Below are 20,965 nucleotides of genomic sequence, written 5' to 3' on the forward strand. Positions count from 1 at the left end.
CGACGGAAATGGTGATGACCATGCCGAGCATCCGATCCAGGCACCTCGCCTCATGAACCGCGCACGTGCCCTCTCCGGGCCGGGCGGCCCCGCTCTCGCCGAGTCCCCTTCCGCGCACCACCGGAACAGACGAACGATGCCGAGCACATCCGCGACCGTCGTCTCCCACCGGCGGACCGTCGCATGAAGATCACTTTGACCGGAGCGGCGGAAACGCTGCTGGCACCGCTGTTCGCGCGCGCAGTGGACGCCCAGTCCGACGATCCGCTGCTCGGGGACACCGCAGCCGCCGAGATCGTCCGCGAACTCGACTACGACTTCAGCCGCCTGCGAGTGCAGCAGGCCACCGCGGTCGGCGTCGCGCTGCGCACGCGTTTCTTCGACCGGTGCACCAAGAACTTCCTCGGCGACCACCCCGAGGCGACCGTGCTGAACCTGGGGTGCGGCCTGGACACCCGCGGGCAGCGCATCGCCCCCGGCCCAGGGGTCAACTGGTTCGACGTGGATCAGGCCGAGGTGATCGAATTGAGGTCGCAGCTCTTCGACGTCCCAGCCGGGCACCGGTCGATCGCCGCGTCCGTCACCGAAACGGGCTGGCTGTCCGAAGTGCCGACGGATCTTCCCGTGCTGGTCGTGGCAGAAGGGCTGTCGATGTACCTGCCCGCGGACGAGGGACCCCGGATGCTGCGCGACATCGTGGCGCACTTCCGCGGCGGCGAGGTGGTCTTCGACTCCTACTCGCGATTCGCGGTGCGGATGACCCGCCCCCTGCCGGTGTTCCGGGAAACGGGTGCGCGACTCGCCTGGGGCATCAACGATCCTCGTGAAGTGGTGCGCGCGGTACCGGAACTGCGGCTGATCAGTGCGATCGGGGCGCACCACACCGCGGAGCGGGCCGACCGGGAGCGGCTCCCGACCGCGTTGCGGCGACGGCTCTGGTTCGACGTCCAGGTGATGGGGCGGCTTCCGATCATGCGGAACATCGGGCACCTGTCCCGGTTCTCCTTCGGCGAGTAGCGGTCGGCGGCGCGGCTGGACGAAAGCGATCAGGCACCTGAAGGCCGGATAGGACCCGCGTGCCTCCGGCGCTAGGCACGTTCTTCCTCGGGCGCCGCCCACGCGGAGGATTCGGCCGCGCTCCGCCGACCCGCCCCGCCGTGGAGCTCAAGAGGATTTGAATTTCGAACACATCGTGATCACCCACTTTCCAGCCTGCGCAATCAGCGCTGATCCGATCGGGTGGCCAATCCGAAAATAGCTGGTTCCAACGCCGAACGATCCATCATAATTTCGCCACAACCACCCGGTTGTGAGAGTGGCATCGAATCACTGGGGCAGTCGGACGCAGGGCATCGACCCCGTCATGTTAATTGCGCCAGCAATCCAATGAAGGAGATTCCGTCATGGGTGTAGTGATTCTTCTGGTCGATCACGCCGAATCGTTGGAGCTCGCCGATCAGCGGCTCTCCCAGCAGGAGGAGCTGCTGCTGACCGACTCCACCGTCGACGCAGAATCCGAATGAGCGCGAGCCCGTTCCCGCGTCATTGATCTCGGGACGCGCTGGGGGCGCTGGGTTCCGCTCGCGCGGGCCCAGCGTCGCTCAACCGAATTTCGCACACCACGAGGACGTACAGCACGGAAATCCAGGGGGCACGGGTGAGCGCTGGAACGACGGCGGCGAACGGGGATCGCCCGGCAGCTCTGGTCGCTCCCGGGACAGAACGCGAGATGCCGCTGGAACACGCCGAGCAGCGGGCGCACGACGCGGCGTCGGCGTTGGGGCTGCACCCGCGGACACAACGGCTCGGGACGCGCGACGGCCTGAGCCTGTGGATGTGCACGTTGTTCGACGCCGAGGGGCGGCCTGTCCCGAAAGGCGAGGGCGGCGGCAAGGGAACAGATGCCGAAGCCCGCGTCGGCGCGCTGTTCGAGGCATTGGAACATCACGTGACCGGACCGGCTTCCTTCGATGTCCGGCAGGTCGTGTTCCGGTCCGGTGCCGACTTGGCAGCGGGCCCCTTGGCCGGGGAAGCCTGTGCGCCGGTGCTGGGCGAGTTGCCACGAGTGGCCTGCCACGACTACACCCCGCTGACCGGTCCCGCGGATTCCTCCCCGTTGCCGGTTCCGCTGGCGCTCACCACGAGCTGGTACCTGGATCGACCGGAATGCCGCGCAGCGGCCGGCGACGAGGCCGACTACCGCGAACTGACCAGGTACGGCACCAACAACGGTTCGGCGATCGGCACGACTCCTGCCGAGGCGCTGCTGCACGGGCTGAACGAGTGCATCGAACGGGATGCGCTGTCGTTGCTGCTGGCTCAGTGCTTCCTCGCCGACGACCACCGAATTCGCGTGGTCGAGCCGGCGAGCCTTCCCGAAGAGCTCGCAACGGCGCACCGCATTGCCGAAGCGGTCGTCGGCGCTCCGGTGTCGCTGGTGCATGCGACGACCGACATCGGGGTGCCGACTTTCTTCGCCTACACGAACAAGGCGGTGCACTCGGAAGGCCGTTTCGGTGGCGGGTGCTCGCTGTCCCCGCGCTACGCGGCGTGGCGCGCGCTGTGCGAGTTGGTGCAGCTGCACTTGGGTGCCGCGGCGTTCCCGGAGCGGATCTACCCGACACCGACGGCCGCGTTCGCGCGGTATCCGCGCCTGCGCGCTTGCGCCGAGGCGGATATGAGCGCTCACCTGAACCGAGCCCAGCGGATCAACTTCCCCGGCGGACAGGGACCAGCTGCTGATGCTTCCGCGCAAGCGCACACGGTCATCGACCGGCTCGCCGCAGCCGGGCATCCGCCTTTCCACCGCGTTGTCGCCTCGCTTGCCGGAGGCGTGACGGCGGTGCGGGTGTTCGTTCCGGGGTTGGAGCGGTTCATGAGCGTGCTGTGCGGTTTTCTACTGGTGCCCGGCCCACGTGGGCGCCTCGCGGTGCGGCAATCCGGTCGATGACACGGCCGTGGGAGTTCTTGCGCCGGAGCGGACGGAACGCGCGCGGCAATTCCGGGACGGAGTTCCGCTGGCGCTCGAACCCGGCGGCCGACGACATCATCTTGATTCCTCGCATTGATCACCCGATTGGTAGAATCAACGACTCCACCGCCGAAAAATCGGGGCGTTCGCGAAGATCGCCGGAAACATTTGGCATACTTGCCCGGTGCTGATCCGATATCTGCTTTCGCACGGGCTCTCGCTGCTCGGGAACTCCATTGCGGCGATCGCCCTCCCTTGGCTGGTGCTCATCCGCACCGGGGACGCCGCGGTGGCCGGCATGGTCGCCGCAGTCAGCGCACTCCCGATGTTGCTGGCCGCCGTGACCGGAGGCGTGATCATCGATCGCTTCGGCCGGCGGCGGTCGTCGGTGGGAGCGGACATCGCCTCCGCGGCGGCTGTCGCCGCGCTGCCGCTGGTCGACCAGCTCTCCGGGCTCACCGTCGCCTGGTTCGTCGTCCTGGGCGTCGCGGGCGCGATCTTCGACGTACCTGGGATGACAGCGCGGGAAGCGCTCGCACCCGACGTGGCCGCCGCCGCTGGTGTCAGCATCGAGCGGCTGGGGGGTCTGCGGGAGGGGATCAGCGGCGTCGTGCTGATCGCCGGCCCGGCCGCGGCCGGTGCAGCGATCTCGTTGCTCGATCCGGCGACCGTGCTGTGGGCGACGGCGGGCTGCTCAGCCCTCGCCGCGTTGACCACGGCGACGCTGCCCGCGGGCGTCGGTGCCGCGGCGAAGACCGAGCGCGAGTCCGGCTCTCGTCGTCGTCGCGCGCTGAACGATCTGGTGCACGGCTTCAACGCACTCCGCGGAGACCGGGTCATCGCCACGCTGACCTTGGTCTCGACGGGAAGCTTGTTCATCATCGGCCCGTTGCAGAACCTGGTTCTCCCGGTGCACCTCGTGGCGATCGACTCGCCAGGAGGTTTCGGCCTGGTCGTGGCCTTCATGGCCTTGGGCGGAATCGCCGGATCGAGCGTGTACGCCGCAGTCGGAGCCCGCTTCCCGCGGCGCACCTTGTTCGTGTTCGTGCAGATCACGACCGCCGTGGGCACAGTCGGCATGGCCCTGCTGCTCCCGACACCGCTGCTGCTCGCCGCCGCCGCGGTGGCCGGGTTCGGGGCCGGTCCGCTGCCCGCGCTGCTGCTCGTGCTCGTCACGGAGCGCATTGCGGAACAAGCGCGCGGACGGGTCATGGGCTTGCAGAACGCGGTGACGATATCGGCGGTGCCGTTGGGGACGCTCGCGTCCGGGCTGCTGATCGAGGGGATCGGCTTGCGGCCCACCGGCGCGTTGCTCGGCGCCGCGTGGGTGTTGGTGGCGGTGGTCACGCTGCTCCTGCCGACACTGCGCGACCTGGATGCGGAGCCGGACGTCGCCGTCGCGCAGGAACGGTGACTCACGCGCCGCGGCCCGTCGGGGCTCCGGTTCTACGAGCCCGGCGGCCGGCGTCAACGCCGCCGGGCTCGTGGTCGGACGAACGGACAGGTGAACCGGTTACCCGCGAACGGTTCGAGGCAGTGATCTCCTCCGCGAATCGCGAAGCGGATCGGCCGGAACGCGGTAGCTCCGCCCGGGACTCGAGCGGAGCCGCCGCAGGCCGTTCCAGGTCGCGGCAGCTCATCTCGATCGAGCACTGCCGGACGTACTGGTCGAGCACGGTCGCCACCGGGTTGCGCATGTTGCCGTAGGACGCCATGAAGTGGGTCAGGGCCAGGTTGCGGTCCCCGTGGGCCGCTTCGGAAGCGGCCACCTCCTCATCGACCCGCAAGTCCGGGTTGCCGCTTTCGGCGCGCAGGAAAGCGAGCAGTTCACCGGTGGCATCACCCGCCAGCGAAACCAGCTCGTCCGTGACCGTCAACGCGCCCGCGTTGATGAACGGGTTCCGCGGAATCCCCCGTTCGTGCTCCAGCTGGACCAGCGAGTTGAACGCATTGCCCGACGGCTCCCGCCCGACCCGCCTCCACAACGACTCGTCACCACCACCGGCCAGCACGAGCGCGAGGGTGAAGACCTTCGAGATGCTCTGCGCCGAGAACGGCGCCTCCCACTCACCGGCCCCGTGCACACGACCCTCGAGATCGGCGAACGCGATACCGAAACGGCCCGGGTCGACCCGCGCGAGCGCCGGGATGTAATCCGCGGCCGACCCCGCTCCCCGCAGCGGAGCCACCTCATCGACGATCCGCCCGAGCAACCGGTCCAAAGCAGCGAATTCCCGACCGTGCTGCGGAATCCCATCCGATCACGGTGGTGGTAGCGGGCCGTCGAGGACGCGGTCGACAGCCGCTCGCGCGTCCACGACACCGTGCCCGTACGACGGGTTGGGCCACGGCAGGCCGCCCTCGCCGACGGACGTGCTCGCCGTGTCCTCGATGACCTGCTTCACCTGCGCCGCGGTCAGCTGCACGTTGCAGGAGATGAGCAGCGCCGCGACGCCGGAGACGAACGCCGCGGCGGGTGAGGTCCCGGTCGACGAACCGTATTGCGGGGAACCGAAGCTCGCCCACAGGTCCAGGCCCGCGATGTTCTTCCCCGGTGCGGTCACGCTGATGTGCGTGCCGGTGTTCGACCCCTGCGAGCCGCCCTGCACCCATCGGAACCGCTGCTTCTGGATCGCGCCGACCGCGATGACGCCGGGATAGGCGGCGGGGTAGAGCGGGACGTTGTTGTTGAAGTTCCCCATCCCCGCGACCAGCACCGTCCTGGCCTGCAACGCGTACTGCACGGCGTCGCTGAGGTGCTTCGCGTTGGCGGGGCTGTACAAGCTGAGGTTGACCACGTGGGACCACTCCCCGCCCCATTTGACGGCCTTCGCCAGCTCGTCGGTGTTCAAAGCGCTGCCCAGTTCGCCGGTGACCTGGTGGAGCGTGCGGCACACGACCCGGCCGGCCCGGATGGCCCCGGCCCAGGTCGTTCCGGCGACTCCCACGCCATTGTTCGTGGCGGCCCCGAGGATGCCCGCCATCGCGGTGCCGTGGCCCGCCTCGTCCTGCGGATCGTCGTCGGGGGTGGTGAAGTCCCCGACGCGCTGGAAACCGGCGGGTACCGACGGGTTCTCGCAGAAGTCCCAGCCTCCCAGCAGCCGCGGAGCGAGATCCGGATGCGACTTGTCGCAGCCGCTGTCGATCACGGCGATCTTCGTGAAACCCGCTCCCTTCTGCCGATCCCAGGCCAGCGGTGCGCGAATGGCGTCCAACCCCCACTGCTCGGCCAGCTTCGGGTCGTTCGGCGTCACCGCCGGGCCACCCATCCCGACTCGTTCGACGTGGGCGACGCCCGGCGTGGTGGCGAGCACTTGGATGATCGTGGCCAGGTCGACGGTGCCCGCGAAGCGCACGACGTAGGTACCGCGCATGCTCTCGAGCAGCGCGGGGTCCACGTCGTACGGCTCGATCTCCCGGTAGAGCCGGGTGATGGACTGCACCTGCAAGAACTGCAGCGCGGCGTCGACCAGGTCGACGCCGAAGCTCGTGAAGACCCCGTCCTGGACGCTGTCGGGCAACGACGGTGGGACCAGCGCGTTGGCTTCGGGCGTGAGCTCCACCGCGATCTTGTCGGGCGCGTAGATCTCGACCGGCATGGCCGCCCTCCTCTGCTTCCCGGGGGTGCCACTGCTGCGCGCGCGGCACCCGTGTGCGAGTGCCTGTTCAACTGTGCTCACTTCGCCGGGAGCTCGGAGTTCACCCCTCGCCGCGCCGGCTCTCCGGCCACATCCGGATCTCCCCCAAGGTGACCGGAACGATGTCGCTGACGTCGATGGTGAACCGGTGGACCCTGCCCGCGCGGTCGTCATCGTCGGGGTCGACGTAGCGCAGCGCGATCTCCCAGCAGTCGCTGCCCATGCGGCAGAACGGGCTCTTCTCGACGTCGATCGAATCCAGCTCCATGCCCGCGGCCATCGCGGAAGCGAGTGCCCGCACGGCTTGGATCGGGTTCGTGGCTGCGAAGTTCAACGCTCGGTCCGGGGGACGCCGCCCCAGGTTGCGCTCGGAGAAGTAGATCCGCTCCAGGAACTGCCGCACGGGCACCTTGAGCCGATCCGTGCGCTGGACCTCCACCCCGGCGGCGGCGATGGCCTGGTCCACCAGGTGATCGATGTTCCACCCGCACAGCCCCCGCTTGTGCACGATCTTGACGACCGGCACGAGCTGCCCGGACAGCAGGGCGACACGGCGGGCCACGACGTGGCCGGGCACCGCGACCCGCTCGATGGTCATGCTCGGCGGGGCGCCGTTCGACGCGGTGCCAGCGCCGCCGGGTTCGCCACTGTCCTCGGCGTCGAGCGGTTTCACCGAGACCGCCGCGGACTGAGCCGCCAGCAGCGCCACCAGCTGCCGGTGGATCGGGGCGGCGTAGGAGCCGGCGGGCCGGAGCGCGTAGGCGGGAACGTCGTCCGCGGCGCGCAGCGTCCAGGTCAGCCCTTTCGCCGCCTCCGGTACTCGCACCAGCAGCCGGACGAGCTGGCGGACGTCGTAGGGGTCGGCTGCCTGGACGCCGAGGTGCTGCCGGATCGCCGCGCTGAACCAATCCCGCCGGGTTTCGCCGTCGAAGTCGTAACCGAGCGAACCCAACGCGTAGACGAGGTGCTTGCGCCTGCGGCCAGTCGTGCCGGCGGCGGGCACGACCGAATCGGCCTCCGGAACGGCGGTGGCCTCGATGCCCGTCCGCGCGCAGCCGGAGGACGCAGGACGGACGAGCCGCATCGCCGCCGGGATGTCGAGCTGGCCCGCGAGGCACCGTTCGGGATCGCCCTGGGCCTGTTCGGGCGCGCACCGCGCGGCCCCGCGGATCAGTGCGTCGCGCACCGCGATCGAATTCGCGGGCAGGCCGTTCTCGCGCCGCAGGCTCGTCAGCAGCGCTGCGACACCGCTGACGACGGGAGCCGCCACGCTCGTCCCCTTGTGGCTCGCGGTCCCGCCGCCCGGTTCAGCGGCGCGCACCATGTCGCCGGGAGCCGTGACGCCGTGGTCGCGGTACTGCGGCCCCCAGTTGCTGAACTTGAACACGGTGCGCTGCCCGTCGAAGGCCCCGACGGCGAGCACCTCCGGCAGCACCGCGGGTACCGCCCGGTGCTCGCCGTGGTCGTTGCCCGCCGGAGCGACGATCAGGACACCCGCTCGCGCCGCCTGTCTGATCGCCCGCTTGAGCAGGTCGCTGGTGTCGTCGGACCGCGTCGGGTGCGTCCCGGAGAAGTGGATGACGTTCGCGCCCTCGCCGACCAGGGCGTTGATGGCGCGGGTCGCGTTCATCGGGTCCAGCGCCGTTGCCTCGTCGCGCAGCGCCGGGACCACGAGACCCCGGCACCTGGGCGCCAGTCCCCGCACCGGGCCGCCGTGCTGGCCGAACAGCATGCTGGCCACGAACGTGCCGTGTTCTACGTAGGGCTCCTCGGGCTCCACCTGAGGCAACCAGCTGGGCTCGATCAGGGTGAGGTCGGCGCCGCGGAAACACGGGTGGGCGAGATCTGGCGGCCCTTCGACGAGCCCGATGGTGACTCCGGGATCGCCGAGCGTCTCCCGCCACAGCTCCCGGACGCCAGGGAGGTCCTCGATCTCGGCGGCCCGGGCGGGCGCTCGCGCCGGGCCGGGCATCAGCCGCGGCCCGGCCGGGCCGACACCCGCATCGCTGCGGCGCCGGGCATCGCGAACCACTGCGGGTCGTTGAAGTTGGCGTCGAGTCCCAGCATGACCTGCATGGTGACCTTCTGATCATCGGTCAGTTCATCGACGTCGCCGAAGAACTCCTCGGCGCGGACCAGTTCCGGTCGGCGGACCGGTGGGGCTTGGACCGGGAAGCTCATGACCGCCCCCTCCTTAGCATCGTCAGGACTCCTGCCAGGTTCGCGGCTCGCCCACGGCGACGGGCACGAGGTCGCTGACATCGATGGTGTAACGCCACACCCGTCTCGCCCGCTTCGAGTTCTCGGGGTCGAAGAACCGCAACTTCACGTCCCAGCTGTCGCTGTCGACTCGCCCGTACGGGCTCTTCTCGACCTCGACGGAATCGAGGAACATCTTGTCCTTGGCCGCCCGCGACAGCGGGGTGATGTTGTTGAACGCGTTGGTGGCGGCGGCGTTCAACGCCCTGTCCTGGGAAATGGTGCCGAGATTGCGCAGGTCGTAGTAAATCCGGTTCAGGAAGTCGCGCAGCATCTCCTCGACCTGCTGTTCCAGAGACGCCTCCGGATCACCGGTCTGCTGCTGGGTTTCTTCCTTCCCGAGCGCGGGATTCGCCCGGAACGCGGCAACAGTGGCTTCCTTGATGAGCTTGTTCACGTTCCACCCGAACACGCCGCGCGGCTGCTCCGCGTCCACGACGGGCACGGCCTGCCCGGAGAACAACTTGACCGTGCGGCCCGCGAGGCGGCCGGCCAGGCCGACGCGTTCGATGCGCGGCACTCGGCCCTGGCTTCCCGGCTCCCTCGCGAGCTTCCGCGCGAACCGCGGTTCCGCGTTCAGGATTTCGCCGACCCGCGGATATCCGTCCGCGGCCAGTTGGCCCGCCAGCAGGAAGATGAATTCGTCGTACACCGAAGCCGCGTACGGGCCGCTAGGTTCGAAGCTGTAGATCGGCGTGAGTTCGAGGTTCAGCGTCCAGATCAGCGCCTTGGCCTCGTCGGCCCGTTTGACGAGGTGCTCCAGCATTTGCACCGGATCGTAGGGGTTCGCGGCGATCTCGACGGAGTCGGCGGTGCCGCTGATGTCGGTCTGATCGATGCGCGCATTCCGCAACATCTGATATCCAGGGTTCTTGTCATCCGGCGCGATTTCCCCGGAGTGGTACTCGCCGCGCTCGATGTCCCCGCCGCTGATGCCCTTCCACTCCAGGTCCTCGTCGACCAGGTAGGCGTGTTCCACGTGCCCGCCCACGAGGGTGCGCCGCTCGCCGCTGGTCCTGATCTCGACCTTGCTGATGGTCGCTTCCTCGATGGTGCTGTCCGAGACGTCGAACCGGCGCGACCCCGGCACCCACTGGGGCGTCATCTGCTGCTTGAACGAGTCTCGTCGCGCCTCGGTGCCGAAGTCGAAACCGAGCGCACCGATCGCGTACACCAGCGACGCGTACGACTCCTCGGCCGACATCACCACTTCGGGCACCGGCTCCGGTCTGGGTGGCAGTGCTGCGGCGGCCGGTGGCAGTGGTACCGCCACCTCGGACGGCTGCGGTGCGTCGGCCGGTGCGCTCCCGCAGGCGCAGTCACCGTCGTCGCCACCGCATCCACACGGTTGCGGTGCGCTCTCCGTCGGTTCGATCTCGATCTCGCCCGTGGTATCGGCCGACAGCGCGGGCTCGTTCGTGGTCATAGCGCTCACTGCCCTTCTAACGTTGAGTTTCCCGGTCAAGAAGCGAAGGCACGCGACGGGATCGTCCAGCTCGCACCGGTCGGCGGCGTCGAGGAGGGCGGTCCTCACCTCGGCCGGATCCGGGTCCCGGCCGGATCGCAGCCGGCGACTCAGCAGCAGTGCGGCGACTCCGGCCACGATCGGCGTGGCCAGGCTGGTGCCGCTCCTGCGGGTGGTACCACCGCCCGGAACGGCGCAGCGGACGTTCTCGCCCGGTGCCAGCAGGCCGTGGCGTTGGTAGTCCGGCCCCCAGTTGCTGGTGCTCATCGGCCGGCCCGCGTCATCCATGGCACCGACCGCGATGACCGAGGGCAGCGCGGCGGGCACGTGCGTGCAGAAGCACCCGTCGTTCCCGGCCGCCGCCAGCACCAGCGCACCGCGGTCCTGGCACCGGCGCACCGCCCGTGCCAGGACGTCCTCGGCGGCGGACTCGGTCAGCTGCCCCCCGCTGATGTTGATCAGGTGTGCGCCGGACTCGGTGGCGAGCTCGATGGCCCTGGCCAGTTCCAGTTGCGAGGTCTTCGGCGCGGAGAAGACCGGGATGATGATCCCGCTGCACCCGGGCGCCACCCCCGGAACGGCGCTGTCCCGCCCGCCGAAGAGCACGCTCGCGACCGCGGTCCCGTGGGACGCGTCGGCGGTCTCGGCACCCACCTCCGGCCAGAGCGCCTCGTCCTGCCGCAGCTCGGCTCCGTCCAGGACGGGGTGGTCCAGGTCGACCGGTCCGTCCAGCACCGCGACGCGGATCCGCTCGTCCCCGGTCGTCTGCTCCCGCAACTCGGCCAGGCCGGGAATGTCGGACAGCTCGCACATCCGAAGACCCTCCTCATCTGGCCGGTCGCGGCGACCATCCGGTGGAGTGCCGGCCAGGCCCGCGAGCCCGGCCGGCGTGTCAGGGAATCAATCGTCGTCGTCCGCCGCGAAGTCGAGCGGAAGATCGACCGGGCCGAGGTTCGCCATCGACTGGCCGGCACCGATTTCGCTGACGGTGACCGCATCCACCGGTTTCCTGGTGACCGGTGCGGAAAGCTGCGGCGACACCGGTTCGGTGAGTTTCTCGTGCATTGCCCTGCTCCCTCCTTCAACATCTGGCGAAATGTCGGATCACATTTCACCGGTGCGCGACCGATCAGAAATCACATCGCGCTTTTTCTGCTCATTCCACGACGCGCGGCGCACGTCAGCGACATCAGTCGTCGTCATCTTCAGCGAAAGCGATGGAGAACGGACCGATCTTGAAGATCGACTGCTCAGCACCGTCCTCGACGGCGGCGACAGCATTTCCCGGCTTCCTGTCCACTGGAGCGGAAAGCTGCGGTGAAACCAATTCAATGAGGTTCTCGGACATCGTCGAAAACTCCTTTCAGAATTGGGACGCCGAGTCGGATCACTCGTCGTCCGGGGCAAAACCGAGCGGGAAATCCCCGATCGTGATGATTGACGGATCGACGCCATCCGCCTCGCCCGCGCCCGAGTCCGGCGACCGCCTGGACACGGGCGCGGAAAGCTGCGGCGAGACCACTTCGATAAGGTCCTCGGACATCGTCAAGCACTCCCTTCACCACTCGATGTGCAGGATCAACGCATCCGGTCCGCCGATCTTCGGCCCTGCGGGGAACCGCCTGCGCCGACTCCCGGCGCGGCTGCCGGGACGGCGCCGAGCGAGCCGGACGGGCACCGCCCGGCCACTCGCCAGGAGACGGTCCCATCCGGATCGCGGGCCTTCGCAGTCATGTCACAAGTGTGCTCGCCGGGCGGAACGGGCGAAACCGACTCCGCATTGCGCGGATGTGCCGCAGACGTTTTCCCGCCGTTCCCAGGACATCTCCGAGATCTCCATCCGACCCCGCCTATTAGGTGTCCGCCACTCGTGGAGCAACGTTTTCAGGAACGATCCGAGAACGTCTTAGAAACACCCGGGTGACGCGACTCGCGCGTCATATTGAGCGATCTTGCGGTCACCCGTGCAACATTGTGTCGGTCCGCCGACGAGCAGTTGCCGGACATGAAGACTGGGGGTAGATGTGGCGTCTTCGTCCACCAGCGCGCACTTGACGCTCCTCGGCGACTTCGCTTTGGTCGCCCGCGGGCAACGGATCAAACTCCCACTCGGAGCGCAGCGCTTGCTCGCCTTTCTCGCGCTGGACGGGAACGCGGAAGTGCCGCGAATGCGCGCCGCCGAGGAGCTGTGGCCGGACAATTCGCTCCAGCGCGCGCTGGCCAATGTCCGATCAGCCGTGTGCCACGGTCGCAGGGTCGCCGACACGACCGTGATCGAGCGGGACGGAACGCGGCTCGCGTTGTCGGACTCGGTCGGCGTGGACTTCCTCGAAGTCCAGCGCCGCACCCGCCAGGTGAACGACGGCGGGTGGGCCCACGCCTGCGATTCCGACCACGAACGCCTGATCGCCTCCCTCGGGTCCGAACTGCTGCCGGCCTGGACCGACGGCTGGTTGGTGTTGAAGCGCCAGCAGTGGGACCAGGTCCGGTTGCACACCCTCGAAACCCTCGCGCGCGATCTCCGCGCGGATGAACGCTTCCTGAGCGCGATGCGCGCCGCGCTCGTGGCCATCGGGATCGCCCCGATGCGCGAGACCGCGCATCGAGTGGTGATCGAGAACCACCTCGCCGAGGGCAACCCGGCAGAGGCCCTTGCGCACTTCCAGCGCTACCGCGCGCTGCTCCAGCGCGAGCTCGGCGTGTCGCCGTCCTCCCGGATCGCCCGGCTCGTCAGCGGTCTCTTCTCGTGCTGACCGGGGCTCGCTGCCGCTCGGCAGGTCGGCTCCGCTCGTTCCATGGCTCAGCGCCCACACCTCGCCGCAGAACCCCCTCGCGTCGAGCTCGCCCCGCCATCGCCGGGCCGAGTCGCGCTGGCCGTTGCCCTGCGGGCGCAGGAGAACCGGTCAGAGGCCGCCGGCCCGGCGGTGGTGTTCGGGCAGGCGGTCGGTGGCTCACCGGGCGCCGGGGCCCATCACCAGCGGAGGCGGCGGAGGTAGTCGTAGCCGACGCGGGCGGTGTTGAGGGCGTCGGTCGGGTTGTCGTGTTCGACGATGAACTCGTGGGCCCTCGCGTGGTCGAAGATCTCGGGGAAGTTCATGGTTCCGGTGCCGGGGTCGGCCATGTCTCCGCTCGGGGTCCGGTCCTTGACGTGGAGCTGGCGGATGCGGTCGCGTTCGGCGTCGATCAGCGCCAGGACGTCCTGGCCCGCGTGCACCGCCCAGTACAGGTCGAGTTCGAAGTGGACGAGCCGCCGATCCGTGCGGTGGCGCAGGATGTCGTACGGGAGCGCACCGTCGATCGGGGCGAACTCGTGGTCGTGGTTGTGGTAGCCGAACCGCAGACCGGCTTCGCGGCACTTGCGGCCCGCTTCGTTGAGCCGGTCGGCGAAGGCGCGCCAGCCGTCGGCGGTGTCGAACTCCGCGTGCGGGACGACCAGGTAGCGGTGGCCCAGGGTGTGCGCGTCCTCGATCAGCGCGTCGACGTCGCCTTCGAGGTCCGCGTGGCCGGAGGTGGCGCGCAGTCCGAGGTCGTCCAGGATCGTGCGGAATTCGGGGGTGGTGAGTCCGTGCGTGTCTGCCGTTTCCACGCTGCGGTAGCCGATGTCGGCGACCTGGCGCAGCGTCGCCGCCACGTCCGCGTCCAGCTGCGCGCGCAGCGTGTAGAGCTGGATGCTGATGGCCTGGTGCGGGATGCGGCCGTGGTGGGCGGCGGCTGCGGCGGTGGTCGTCGCGGCGCCGGTCGCTCCGGCGGCGGCCAGCAGTGCGGCGGTGTGCAGCAAGGTTCTGCGGGGCAGCGGCATGAGTGGTCCTTTCAACGGCATCGTTGTCAGCGGATTCCGTGCAGCTGGAGCACCAGGTCGTGGACGTCGGTGGCGGCGAGGCGGCCGGTGCGTTCCACGGCGGCCGGCGCTCGCGGGTCGGAGCACAGCAGGACCGGCCCGTCGTCCGGGTCGTCCGGCAGGCGGCCGTGGGAGCCGCGGACGACGCGTCCGTCCAGCGGCACGACGTTCATGGCGTAGCGCAGGCCGGTCTTCTTCTTGGCGAGGTTCATCGCGGCTTTCGCCTTCACCCAGCGGTCGTCGGGATCGAGGAACAGCTCCGCGGGGTCGTAGCCGGGTTTGCGGTGGATCTCCACTCCCCTGGCGAAATCGGGGGCCCGGTCCTGGTCGAGCCAGTAGTAGTAGGTGAACCAGGAGTCCGGTTCGGCGACCGCGACGAGGTCGCCCGCTCGCGGGTGGTCCAGGCCGTAGCGGGCCTGCCTGGTCCGGTCGAGCACGTCGTCGACGCCGGGAAGTGCCGCGACCAGGTCGCGGACCCGTGGCACGTCGGAGGGGTCGCGGACGTAGACGTGCGCGGTCTGGTGATCGGCGACGGCGAACGCCCGGGAGGCCCACGGGTCGAGGTACTCCATGCCCGCCTGGGTGTGGACTTCGAGCAGGCCTTCCCGCCGCAGTTCCCGGTTGACGTGGACTTGGCGGTGCACCGGGGTGATGCCGTATTCGCTGAGCACCACGACGGTCGCCGCCGCGTCGCGCGCCTGCGCGAGCAGCCCGGCGAGGGCTCCGTCGACCTCGGCCGCCGCCGCGCGGGCCTGGGGGCTGCGCGGGCCGTACCGCTGCAGGTCGTAGTCGAGGTGCGGGACGTAGCACAGCAGCAGGTCGGGGCGGTGCCGGCGCAGGATGCGGCCGGCCGCGGCGGCGATCCACCGGCTGGAGGCGATGCTCGCCGTCGGGCCCCAGTAGTGGAACAGCGGGAACGCGCCGAGTTCGGCGGTGAGGTCGTCGTGCAGGTCCGGCGGCCGGGTGTAGCAGTCGGGGGATTTGCGGCCGTCGGCGTGGTAGATCGGGCGGGGTGTCACGGTCCAGTCCGTGCTCGCTCCCATCGCGTACCACCAGCACACGTTCGCCGCCGTGTAACCGGCGTGGCTGCGGCGCGCGGCGTCCCAGACCTTGTCGCCGTGCACGAGCCGGTTGTGCTGGCGCCACAGGAAGACCTCGCCGAGCTCGCGGAAGTACCAGCCGTTGCCGACGATGCCGTGCTCGGCGGGCATCGTCCCGGTCAGGAAGGTGGACTGGGCGCTGCAGGTGACCGCCGGGAGCACGGTGCCCAGTTCGGCCTGCCACCCGTCGGCGGCGACGGCCCGCAGGTTCGGCATGTGGGCCAGCAGCGCCGGAGTCAGGCCCACGACGTCGAGCAGCAGGACGGGTTTCACCGGGTCCTCCGTTCGTCGAGGAGTCGCTGGGTGAACGACAGCTCCGCAGCGATGCCGTCGACGAGGTCCTCCGGTGGTCCGGGCAGCACGTTCCAGGTGTAGGTCTCCACCTCGATGTCCGGGAGCGGATCCGGGAGCGCGGCCAGGGCGTCGCGCAGCACGTCGGTCGTCGGGCGCACCGGCCCTTCGGCGGCCCAGTGCACCGGCACGTGGAAGTGCACGCGCCACGGCCCGGTCCCGGGGAGTTCGCCGAAGGCCTGGGGCAGGTCGTCGCAGGAGCGGATGCCGTCGGCGGTGCGCTCGCGGACCTGGTGCAGGTAGCGGGGTTCGGCGTAGCGGGCGAGTGCGTCGCGCGCCGCGGCGGGGTCGTCGACGTGCAGCGCGGCGGAGGCCTGGACCTTGACGACGTCGACGCCGCTGTCGGCGATCGCGCGCACCGTCGCGGCCGGGTCGGCGAAGGACACCGCCAGGTGGCAGGTGTCCAGGCAGAGTCCGATGTAGTCGGTGTCGCAGCCGGGAAGCCACGCCAGCGCGTCCGCGACGGAATCCAGCAGGCACCCGGGTTCCGGTTCCACTGCGAGGCGCACCCGGCGGCCGGTCCGGTCCTCCAGCAGCCGCAGTTCGGCGGCGACCTGGTCGAGGTGCCGCCGGGCCGCGTCCTCGTCGTGGGTCGTCCACGGCGTGCGCCATCCCAGCGGGAGCGTGGAGATGCTGCCCCGGCCGCCTTCGGGCAGCAGCTCGGCGAGGATCTCCGCGCAGCGCAGGGTGTAGTGGACGCGCCGCGGATCGGTCCAGCGCGGCTCGTACACCCGGTGCTTGACCACCGGGTCGTGGAATCCGCGGTGGGGGAAGGCGTTGAGCGTGACCGCGGCGAGGCCGTGGCGGTCCAGTTCGGACCTCAGCCCGCGCACCGCGCCCGCGTCCGATGACAGCTGCTCCGCGACGTCCGCCGCCAGCCACAGGCCCACGCCGAGCGCGTCCACGCCGAGCCTCTTGCGGATGGGCGCCGCGTGGTCGGCGAGCTGGGCGCGGACCCCGTCGAGGTCTTCGGCGGGATGAACGTTGGTGCAGTAGGACAGCATCGCTCACTCCTGGGGTCCGGATCCGCGCAGCACGGAGTTGTCGGCGAAGGTGGCCGCGTCGGCGGTGAAGCCGGGCAGCGGGTCGAGGTTGAGCCGCCCGCTCTGCCCGTAGAAGGCGATCGGGTTGTGCCACAGCACCTGGTCGACCTCGGCGTCGGTGAACCCGGCGCGCAGCATCGCCTCGCCGGTGGCGCGCGTCTTCAACGGGTCCGACCGGCCCCAGTCGGCGGCGGAGTTGACCAGCATCCGATCGGTGCCGTGCTCGCGCAGCAGCGCGACCATCCGCTCCTCGTCCATCTTGGTGTCCGGGTAGATCGAGAAGCCCAGCCAGCACCCGCTGTCGGCGACCGCGCCGACGGTGACCTCGTTGAGGTGGTCGACGAGCACCCGCTGCGGCGCCAGCCCGGATTCCCGCACCACGTCGAGGGTGCGGCGGGTGCCGGCGGGTTTGTCGCGGTGCGGGGTGTGCACCAGCACCGGCAGGTCGGCTTCGACGGCCAGCTGGAGCTGGTGGGCGAAGGCGTCGTCCTCCTCCGGGGTCATCGAGTCGTAGCCGACCTCGCCGACCGCGACGACGCCGTCCTTGGCCAGGTAGCGCGGCAGCACGTCGAGCACCTCGCGGCACCGCGGATCGTTGGCCTCCTTGGGGTTGAGCGCGATCGTCGCGTGGTGGCGGATCCCGAACCGCGCGGCGCGGAAGCGCTCCCAGCCGATCAGCGAGTCGAAGTAGTCGGTGAACGAGCCGACGCCGGTGCGCGGCTGGCCCAGCCAGAACGCGGGCTCGACGAGCGCGCGGACCCCGGCGGCGTGCATCGCCTCGTAGTCGTCGGTGGTGCGGGACGTCATGTGGATGTGCGGGTCGAAGATGCGCATCAAGCCTCCAGGAGCGCGAGGGCGTCGTCGGGTACGTCGCGCCCGGCGGCGCGGCGTTCGGCGGCGAAGTCGGCGACCATGCGCCGGAGCTCGTCGTCGGCGCGTCGCCGCAGGCCTGCGACGGCGGTCAGCGGCACCCCGGTGAACAGGCACTTGAGCACGCCGTGGCGCCAGGCGTGATCGTCGAGGTGCCGGGCGAACGGCCCCATCGCGGCGGCGACCAGCCGGATGTCGTTGGTGCGCAAGGCATCCCGCACCAGTTCCAGACCGGTCGCGATCAGCTCCGCGCGGTCCAGTCCGGGCAGGGCGCGCAGCACGCCGCGCCGTTCGGCGTCGTCGCCGTAGCGGTACAGCGCCCTCAGCTCCTCGGCGAGCCGGGCGGGATCGACGCCGCCTGCCAGGGCGTGCAGCAGTCGTCCGCGCGCCTGGTCGTCGACGGTGCCGTGCACGAGTCCGTCCGGATCCTCCTGGTCGACGGGGCCGCGGCCCACGTGGCGGCCCACCGCGGGGAACAGCGTCGAGATGCTCGCCGGTTCCCGTCGCACCGACGCGAGCGCCTCGGCCACCCAGGGCCGCCGCAGGGCGTCGATCGCGCGCCGGGCGACCTGCGGGGCGGCGTGGCCGTGCCGGGGCAGTTCGACGGCGGCGAGGCCGGTGAACCCGGCCTCGGCCAGCGCGTCCAGCGTCCAGGCGAGGTCGAGTTCGCCTTCGCCGAACTCCAGGTGTTCGTGCACACCGGGGCGCATGTCGTCGAGTTGGACGTGCACCAGGCGGTTCCGCAGCCGCCGCACGCATCCGGCGGCGGTGTCCTGCTCCACCGCGACGCAGTGGCCGACGTCGAGGGTGATGCCGAGCGGTTCCGGGTCACCGAGCCGTGCGCACACGGCCAGTGCCGCGTCGACGGTGTCGACGGCCATGCCGGGCTCCGGTTCGAGTCCCAGCACCACGCCGCACCGCGCGGCTTCCTCGACGACCTGGGAAGTTCCGTCGACGAGCCGCCGGACGGCGGTCTCCTCGTCCACATCGGACGGTCGGATTCCGGACCAGAACGACACGACCTCCGACCCGAGGTCGGCGGCGACGCGCACCGCGCGCCGCAGGAAGTCCACCCGGCGCTCGCTGCCGTCGGACACCAGCGTCGGATGGTGCTTGACGTGCGGGTCCAGCAGGTAGCGCGCCCCGGTCTCGACCACGACCGACAGCTCCAGCCGTTCCAGCACACCGCGCACCCGGCGCACCTGCTCGGCCAGGTCCGGGGCGAAGGGATCCAGGTGGTGGTGGTCGAGCGTCAGCGCGACCCCGTCGTACCCGAGATCGGCGATCAGCCGCAGGGCGTCGTCGAGCCGGTGGTGGGCGAATCCGTTGGTGCCGTAGCCGAAGCGCAGCGCGGTCACGTCGCCGACACCTTCTTCCCGGAGCTCCGGACCGCCGGGGGGATCATCGCGAGCAGCGTCGCGGCGGCGAGGTCGTGGCGGGCGGTCAGGGCGATCTGCAGCGGCACCATGCCGTGGATGCCGTCGCGGGTCGCCGCGCGGACGGTGCGCGCGTCCGGGCTGCGGTAGGCCCGCAGCTGCGCCCCGCCGACCTGCGCGGCGTACAGCCCGGCCGCGGCGACGGCCGCGACGCGGTGCCGGCGGGAGGTGCACCGGCCGCTCGCGGCGGCGACCGCCGCCAGCGCGGTGGTACCGACGGCGGCGGCGGCCGTGCGGGGGTCGGCGCCGCGGACTTCGCCGCGCGAGAGCGCGGTGACCGAGCACGTGTGCGCCGCCAGCACCGCCGCCGTGGGCCACGCCGCTCGGGCGCCGCCCGCGCCGAGGAGCACGTCGAGCCCACGGCACGCGGCCATGGCGGCGGGTCCGGCCGCGCCGTCCTTGAACACCACGTCGTATCCGACGACGGCTGCGGCGAGCGCCGCGACGAGCCCGGCTTCCGCCGGCCCCACGGCCGATCCCGCCGCCACGCCGCACCCCGCGAGCACCGCTGCCACCCCGATCGCTCCCCCAGCGCCGACCTGTCCCGACGGGACGGGCCGTTCCGGGCGCTCCACGGCGTCGAGCTCGCGGTCGGCCCAGTCGTTGAGCGCCATGCCCGCCCAGTACAGCGCCACCGAGGCTACCGGGAGCAGCGCGCGGCGCCCCCGCAGGCGGCGTCCGGCGGCCGAAGCACCCGCGGCGGTGTCCCCGAGCACCGTCAGCGCGGCCGGGGCGCGGGTCAGCGAGATCAACGCTCGCAGCCGGGTCATGACCCACCCCCCACGGCCTCGGTGGTGGCCCGCACCCACTCGTGCAAGCCGCGCACCTGGTGGTCGAATCGGTGCTCGGCCGAGCCGAACGGGTCCTTGAAGAAGCAGGCCAGCGCGGTCAGCGGCCCGCGCTGCCCGGCGTGGTGCGCCATCGCGACCAGCCGGGTCAGGTCGAGCACCAGCGGCGCGGCCAGCGCCGAGTCGTGAGCCGACCACGTCAGCTGCAAGGTCACCGGCGAACCGAGGAAGCTCTCAGCGTGGACGTGGTCCCACGCGACCTTGGTCTGGCCGAGATCCGGCACGTTGTCGATGTGCAGCGGCGCGGCGACCTCGCCGCCGAGCAGCGCGTGCAGCCCGCGGGACTTGGATTCCAGCTTGCTGGCGACGGCGCGCGGGTCGGCGAGCGTCGCACCGTCTCCGCCGCCGAGCAGGTTCGTGCCCGCCCACGACCGCACCGCGAGCGCGCGTTCGGTGAACATCGGCGCGAGCACCGAGCGCAGCAGCGTTTCTCCGGTCTTGCCGTCGCTGCCCGCGTACGGCAGGGCGCGCTGCTCGGCCATCCGCCGCAGCGCCGGGATCGCGATCCCGGTCGACGGGGTGAACTCCACGTAGGCGCAGCCCGCCCGCACCGCGGCGCAGGCCGCCACGACGCTGGCCGGGACCTCGCCCGCCGCCAGCACGGCGTCGAGGGCCGCGACGTCACCGATGCCGGCGCCGCGCGGCCACGGCGACTCGGTGGAGGCGACGTTGACGACCACGACCCGTTCCAGGTCGTGCCGCCGCGCGAACGCGGCCATGTCCCCGGCCAGCCGCGCGACCTCGTCGTCCTGAGCGCCCCGGCCGGTGGCCGGGTCGTAGCCGTGTCGCAGCTCCGACTCCGCCTCGGTCAGCTGCGCCGCGACCGCCGAGACCACCCCTGCGGGCAGCACCCCCGCCGACACCAGGGCGTCCGCGGTCTTGTGCAGGTCGGTGGCGGAGATGTCGTGGCCGCCGACGACGATCTCGTCCCAGCCCGGCAGCGGCGCCGAGCCGAAAGCGGGCAGCTCGGTCACGCAGCCGGTCGGACGCACCAAACCCGACCGCAGCGCGGCCAGTCCGACGATCGCCGTGGTCGCCACCGAGCCGCGCGCGCCGAGCAACCACAGCCCGGTGCGGCCCGGTCGTGAGTTCTCGCCCACGTAGTCACCTCCTGGAGCCGGGGGGGGGGGGGGGGGGGGGGGGGGG

The 20,965-nt window shown here is 70.8% G+C and carries 18 protein-coding genes and 1 pseudogene; 4 read left to right on the forward strand and 15 right to left on the reverse strand.

From position 1 onward, the window contains the following. The first annotated feature begins 183 nt into the window (after window positions 1–183). The 3 genes from OOZ19_RS02965 to OOZ19_RS02975 all read left to right on the forward strand — a co-directional run bounded on the left by OOZ19_RS02965 (window position 184) and on the right by OOZ19_RS02975 (window position 4,385). Window positions 184–1,017 (forward strand): class I SAM-dependent methyltransferase, encoded by an 834-nt coding sequence (locus tag OOZ19_RS02965; protein WP_266087943.1) that lies wholly within the window; start codon window positions 184–186, stop codon window positions 1,015–1,017. A 712-nt stretch (window positions 1,018–1,729) separates the two neighbouring features. Continuing rightward, the gene (locus OOZ19_RS02970; RefSeq protein WP_266087945.1) at window positions 1,730–2,950 is read left to right on the forward strand and encodes a YcaO-like family protein; all 1,221 of its coding nucleotides are present in this window, start codon (window positions 1,730–1,732) and stop codon (window positions 2,948–2,950) included. A 205-nt stretch (window positions 2,951–3,155) separates the two neighbouring features. Next, window positions 3,156–4,385, forward strand: coding sequence for an MFS transporter (locus OOZ19_RS02975; RefSeq protein ID WP_266087947.1), 1,230 nt, complete (start codon window positions 3,156–3,158; stop codon window positions 4,383–4,385). A 196-nt stretch (window positions 4,386–4,581) separates the two neighbouring features. Here the strand turns inward: OOZ19_RS02975 and OOZ19_RS02980 are convergent. The 8 genes and pseudogenes from OOZ19_RS02980 to OOZ19_RS03015 form a co-directional block, all read right to left on the reverse strand. Continuing rightward, window positions 4,582–5,193: pseudogene (locus OOZ19_RS02980) on the reverse strand (glutaminase); the annotation flags it as partial. A gap of 39 nt (window positions 5,194–5,232) precedes the next feature. Further along, window positions 5,233–6,570: a S8 family serine peptidase gene (locus OOZ19_RS02985; protein WP_266087949.1), complete on the reverse strand. Its 1,338-nt coding sequence runs from the start codon at window positions 6,568–6,570 to the stop codon at window positions 5,233–5,235. 100 nt (window positions 6,571–6,670) lie between these two features. Beyond that, a complete protein-coding gene (locus OOZ19_RS02990; protein WP_266087951.1) occupies window positions 6,671–8,641 on the reverse strand; it encodes a cyanobactin maturation protease PatG family protein in 1,971 nt (656 codons plus the stop codon). Then, on the reverse strand, window positions 8,581–8,790 hold the full coding sequence (locus OOZ19_RS02995) for a hypothetical protein (RefSeq protein WP_266087953.1): 210 nt from the start codon (window positions 8,788–8,790) through the stop codon (window positions 8,581–8,583). The genes OOZ19_RS02990 and OOZ19_RS02995 overlap by 61 nt, the downstream gene beginning before the upstream one ends. A gap of 22 nt (window positions 8,791–8,812) precedes the next feature. Continuing rightward, the gene (locus OOZ19_RS03000) at window positions 8,813–11,146 is read right to left on the reverse strand and encodes a S8 family serine peptidase (RefSeq protein WP_266087955.1); all 2,334 of its coding nucleotides are present in this window, start codon (window positions 11,144–11,146) and stop codon (window positions 8,813–8,815) included. Window positions 11,147–11,233: 87 nt separating this feature from the next. Further along, window positions 11,234–11,398, reverse strand: a complete 165-nt coding sequence (locus OOZ19_RS03005; protein WP_266087957.1) for a hypothetical protein — start codon at window positions 11,396–11,398, stop codon at window positions 11,234–11,236. Between the two features lie 124 nt (window positions 11,399–11,522). Next, on the reverse strand, window positions 11,523–11,681 hold the full coding sequence (locus tag OOZ19_RS03010) for a hypothetical protein (protein ID WP_266087959.1): 159 nt from the start codon (window positions 11,679–11,681) through the stop codon (window positions 11,523–11,525). Between the two features lie 39 nt (window positions 11,682–11,720). Further along, entirely contained in the window at window positions 11,721–11,876 is a 156-nt protein-coding gene (locus tag OOZ19_RS03015) for a hypothetical protein (protein WP_266087961.1), read from the reverse strand. A gap of 580 nt (window positions 11,877–12,456) precedes the next feature. Between OOZ19_RS03015 and OOZ19_RS03020 the strand changes: the two genes are divergently transcribed. Then, complete coding sequence (locus OOZ19_RS03020) at window positions 12,457–13,086, forward strand: AfsR/SARP family transcriptional regulator (RefSeq protein WP_266087963.1); 630 nt, start codon at window positions 12,457–12,459, stop codon at window positions 13,084–13,086. Between the two features lie 218 nt (window positions 13,087–13,304). Here the strand turns inward: OOZ19_RS03020 and OOZ19_RS03025 are convergent, their stop codons facing one another. The 7 genes from OOZ19_RS03025 to OOZ19_RS03055 are packed head-to-tail and all read right to left on the reverse strand — an operon-like array spanning window position 13,305 to window position 20,919. Then, on the reverse strand, window positions 13,305–14,132 hold the full coding sequence (locus OOZ19_RS03025) for a sugar phosphate isomerase/epimerase family protein (protein ID WP_266087965.1): 828 nt from the start codon (window positions 14,130–14,132) through the stop codon (window positions 13,305–13,307). A 26-nt stretch (window positions 14,133–14,158) separates the two neighbouring features. Then, the gene (locus OOZ19_RS03030; RefSeq protein WP_266087967.1) at window positions 14,159–15,544 is read right to left on the reverse strand and encodes an alkaline phosphatase family protein; all 1,386 of its coding nucleotides are present in this window, start codon (window positions 15,542–15,544) and stop codon (window positions 14,159–14,161) included. Further along, a complete protein-coding gene (eboE, locus tag OOZ19_RS03035) occupies window positions 15,541–16,626 on the reverse strand; it encodes a metabolite traffic protein EboE (protein WP_266087969.1) in 1,086 nt (361 codons plus the stop codon). Before eboE ends, OOZ19_RS03030 begins: the two co-directional genes overlap by 4 nt. 3 nt (window positions 16,627–16,629) lie before the next feature. Continuing rightward, window positions 16,630–17,499 carry a TatD family hydrolase gene (locus OOZ19_RS03040; protein ID WP_266087971.1) on the reverse strand — a complete coding sequence of 290 codons (870 nt, stop codon included), beginning with the start codon at window positions 17,497–17,499 and terminating at the stop codon, window positions 16,630–16,632. Beyond that, window positions 17,499–18,893, reverse strand: a complete 1,395-nt coding sequence (locus OOZ19_RS03045) for an EboA domain-containing protein (protein WP_266087973.1) — start codon at window positions 18,891–18,893, stop codon at window positions 17,499–17,501. Before OOZ19_RS03045 ends, OOZ19_RS03040 begins: the two co-directional genes overlap by 1 nt. Then, window positions 18,890–19,732, reverse strand: a complete 843-nt coding sequence (locus OOZ19_RS03050) for an SCO3242 family prenyltransferase (RefSeq protein ID WP_416309388.1) — start codon at window positions 19,730–19,732, stop codon at window positions 18,890–18,892. The genes OOZ19_RS03045 and OOZ19_RS03050 overlap by 4 nt, the downstream gene beginning before the upstream one ends. Window positions 19,733–19,737: 5 nt before the next feature. Further along, window positions 19,738–20,919, reverse strand: a complete 1,182-nt coding sequence (locus tag OOZ19_RS03055) for an inositol-3-phosphate synthase (RefSeq protein ID WP_266087977.1) — start codon at window positions 20,917–20,919, stop codon at window positions 19,738–19,740. Window positions 20,920–20,965: the final 46 nt, after the last annotated feature.

This window comes from Saccharopolyspora sp. NFXS83, from assembly GCF_026241095.1.
Taxonomy (GTDB): Bacteria; Actinomycetota; Actinomycetes; order Mycobacteriales; family Pseudonocardiaceae; genus Saccharopolyspora_C.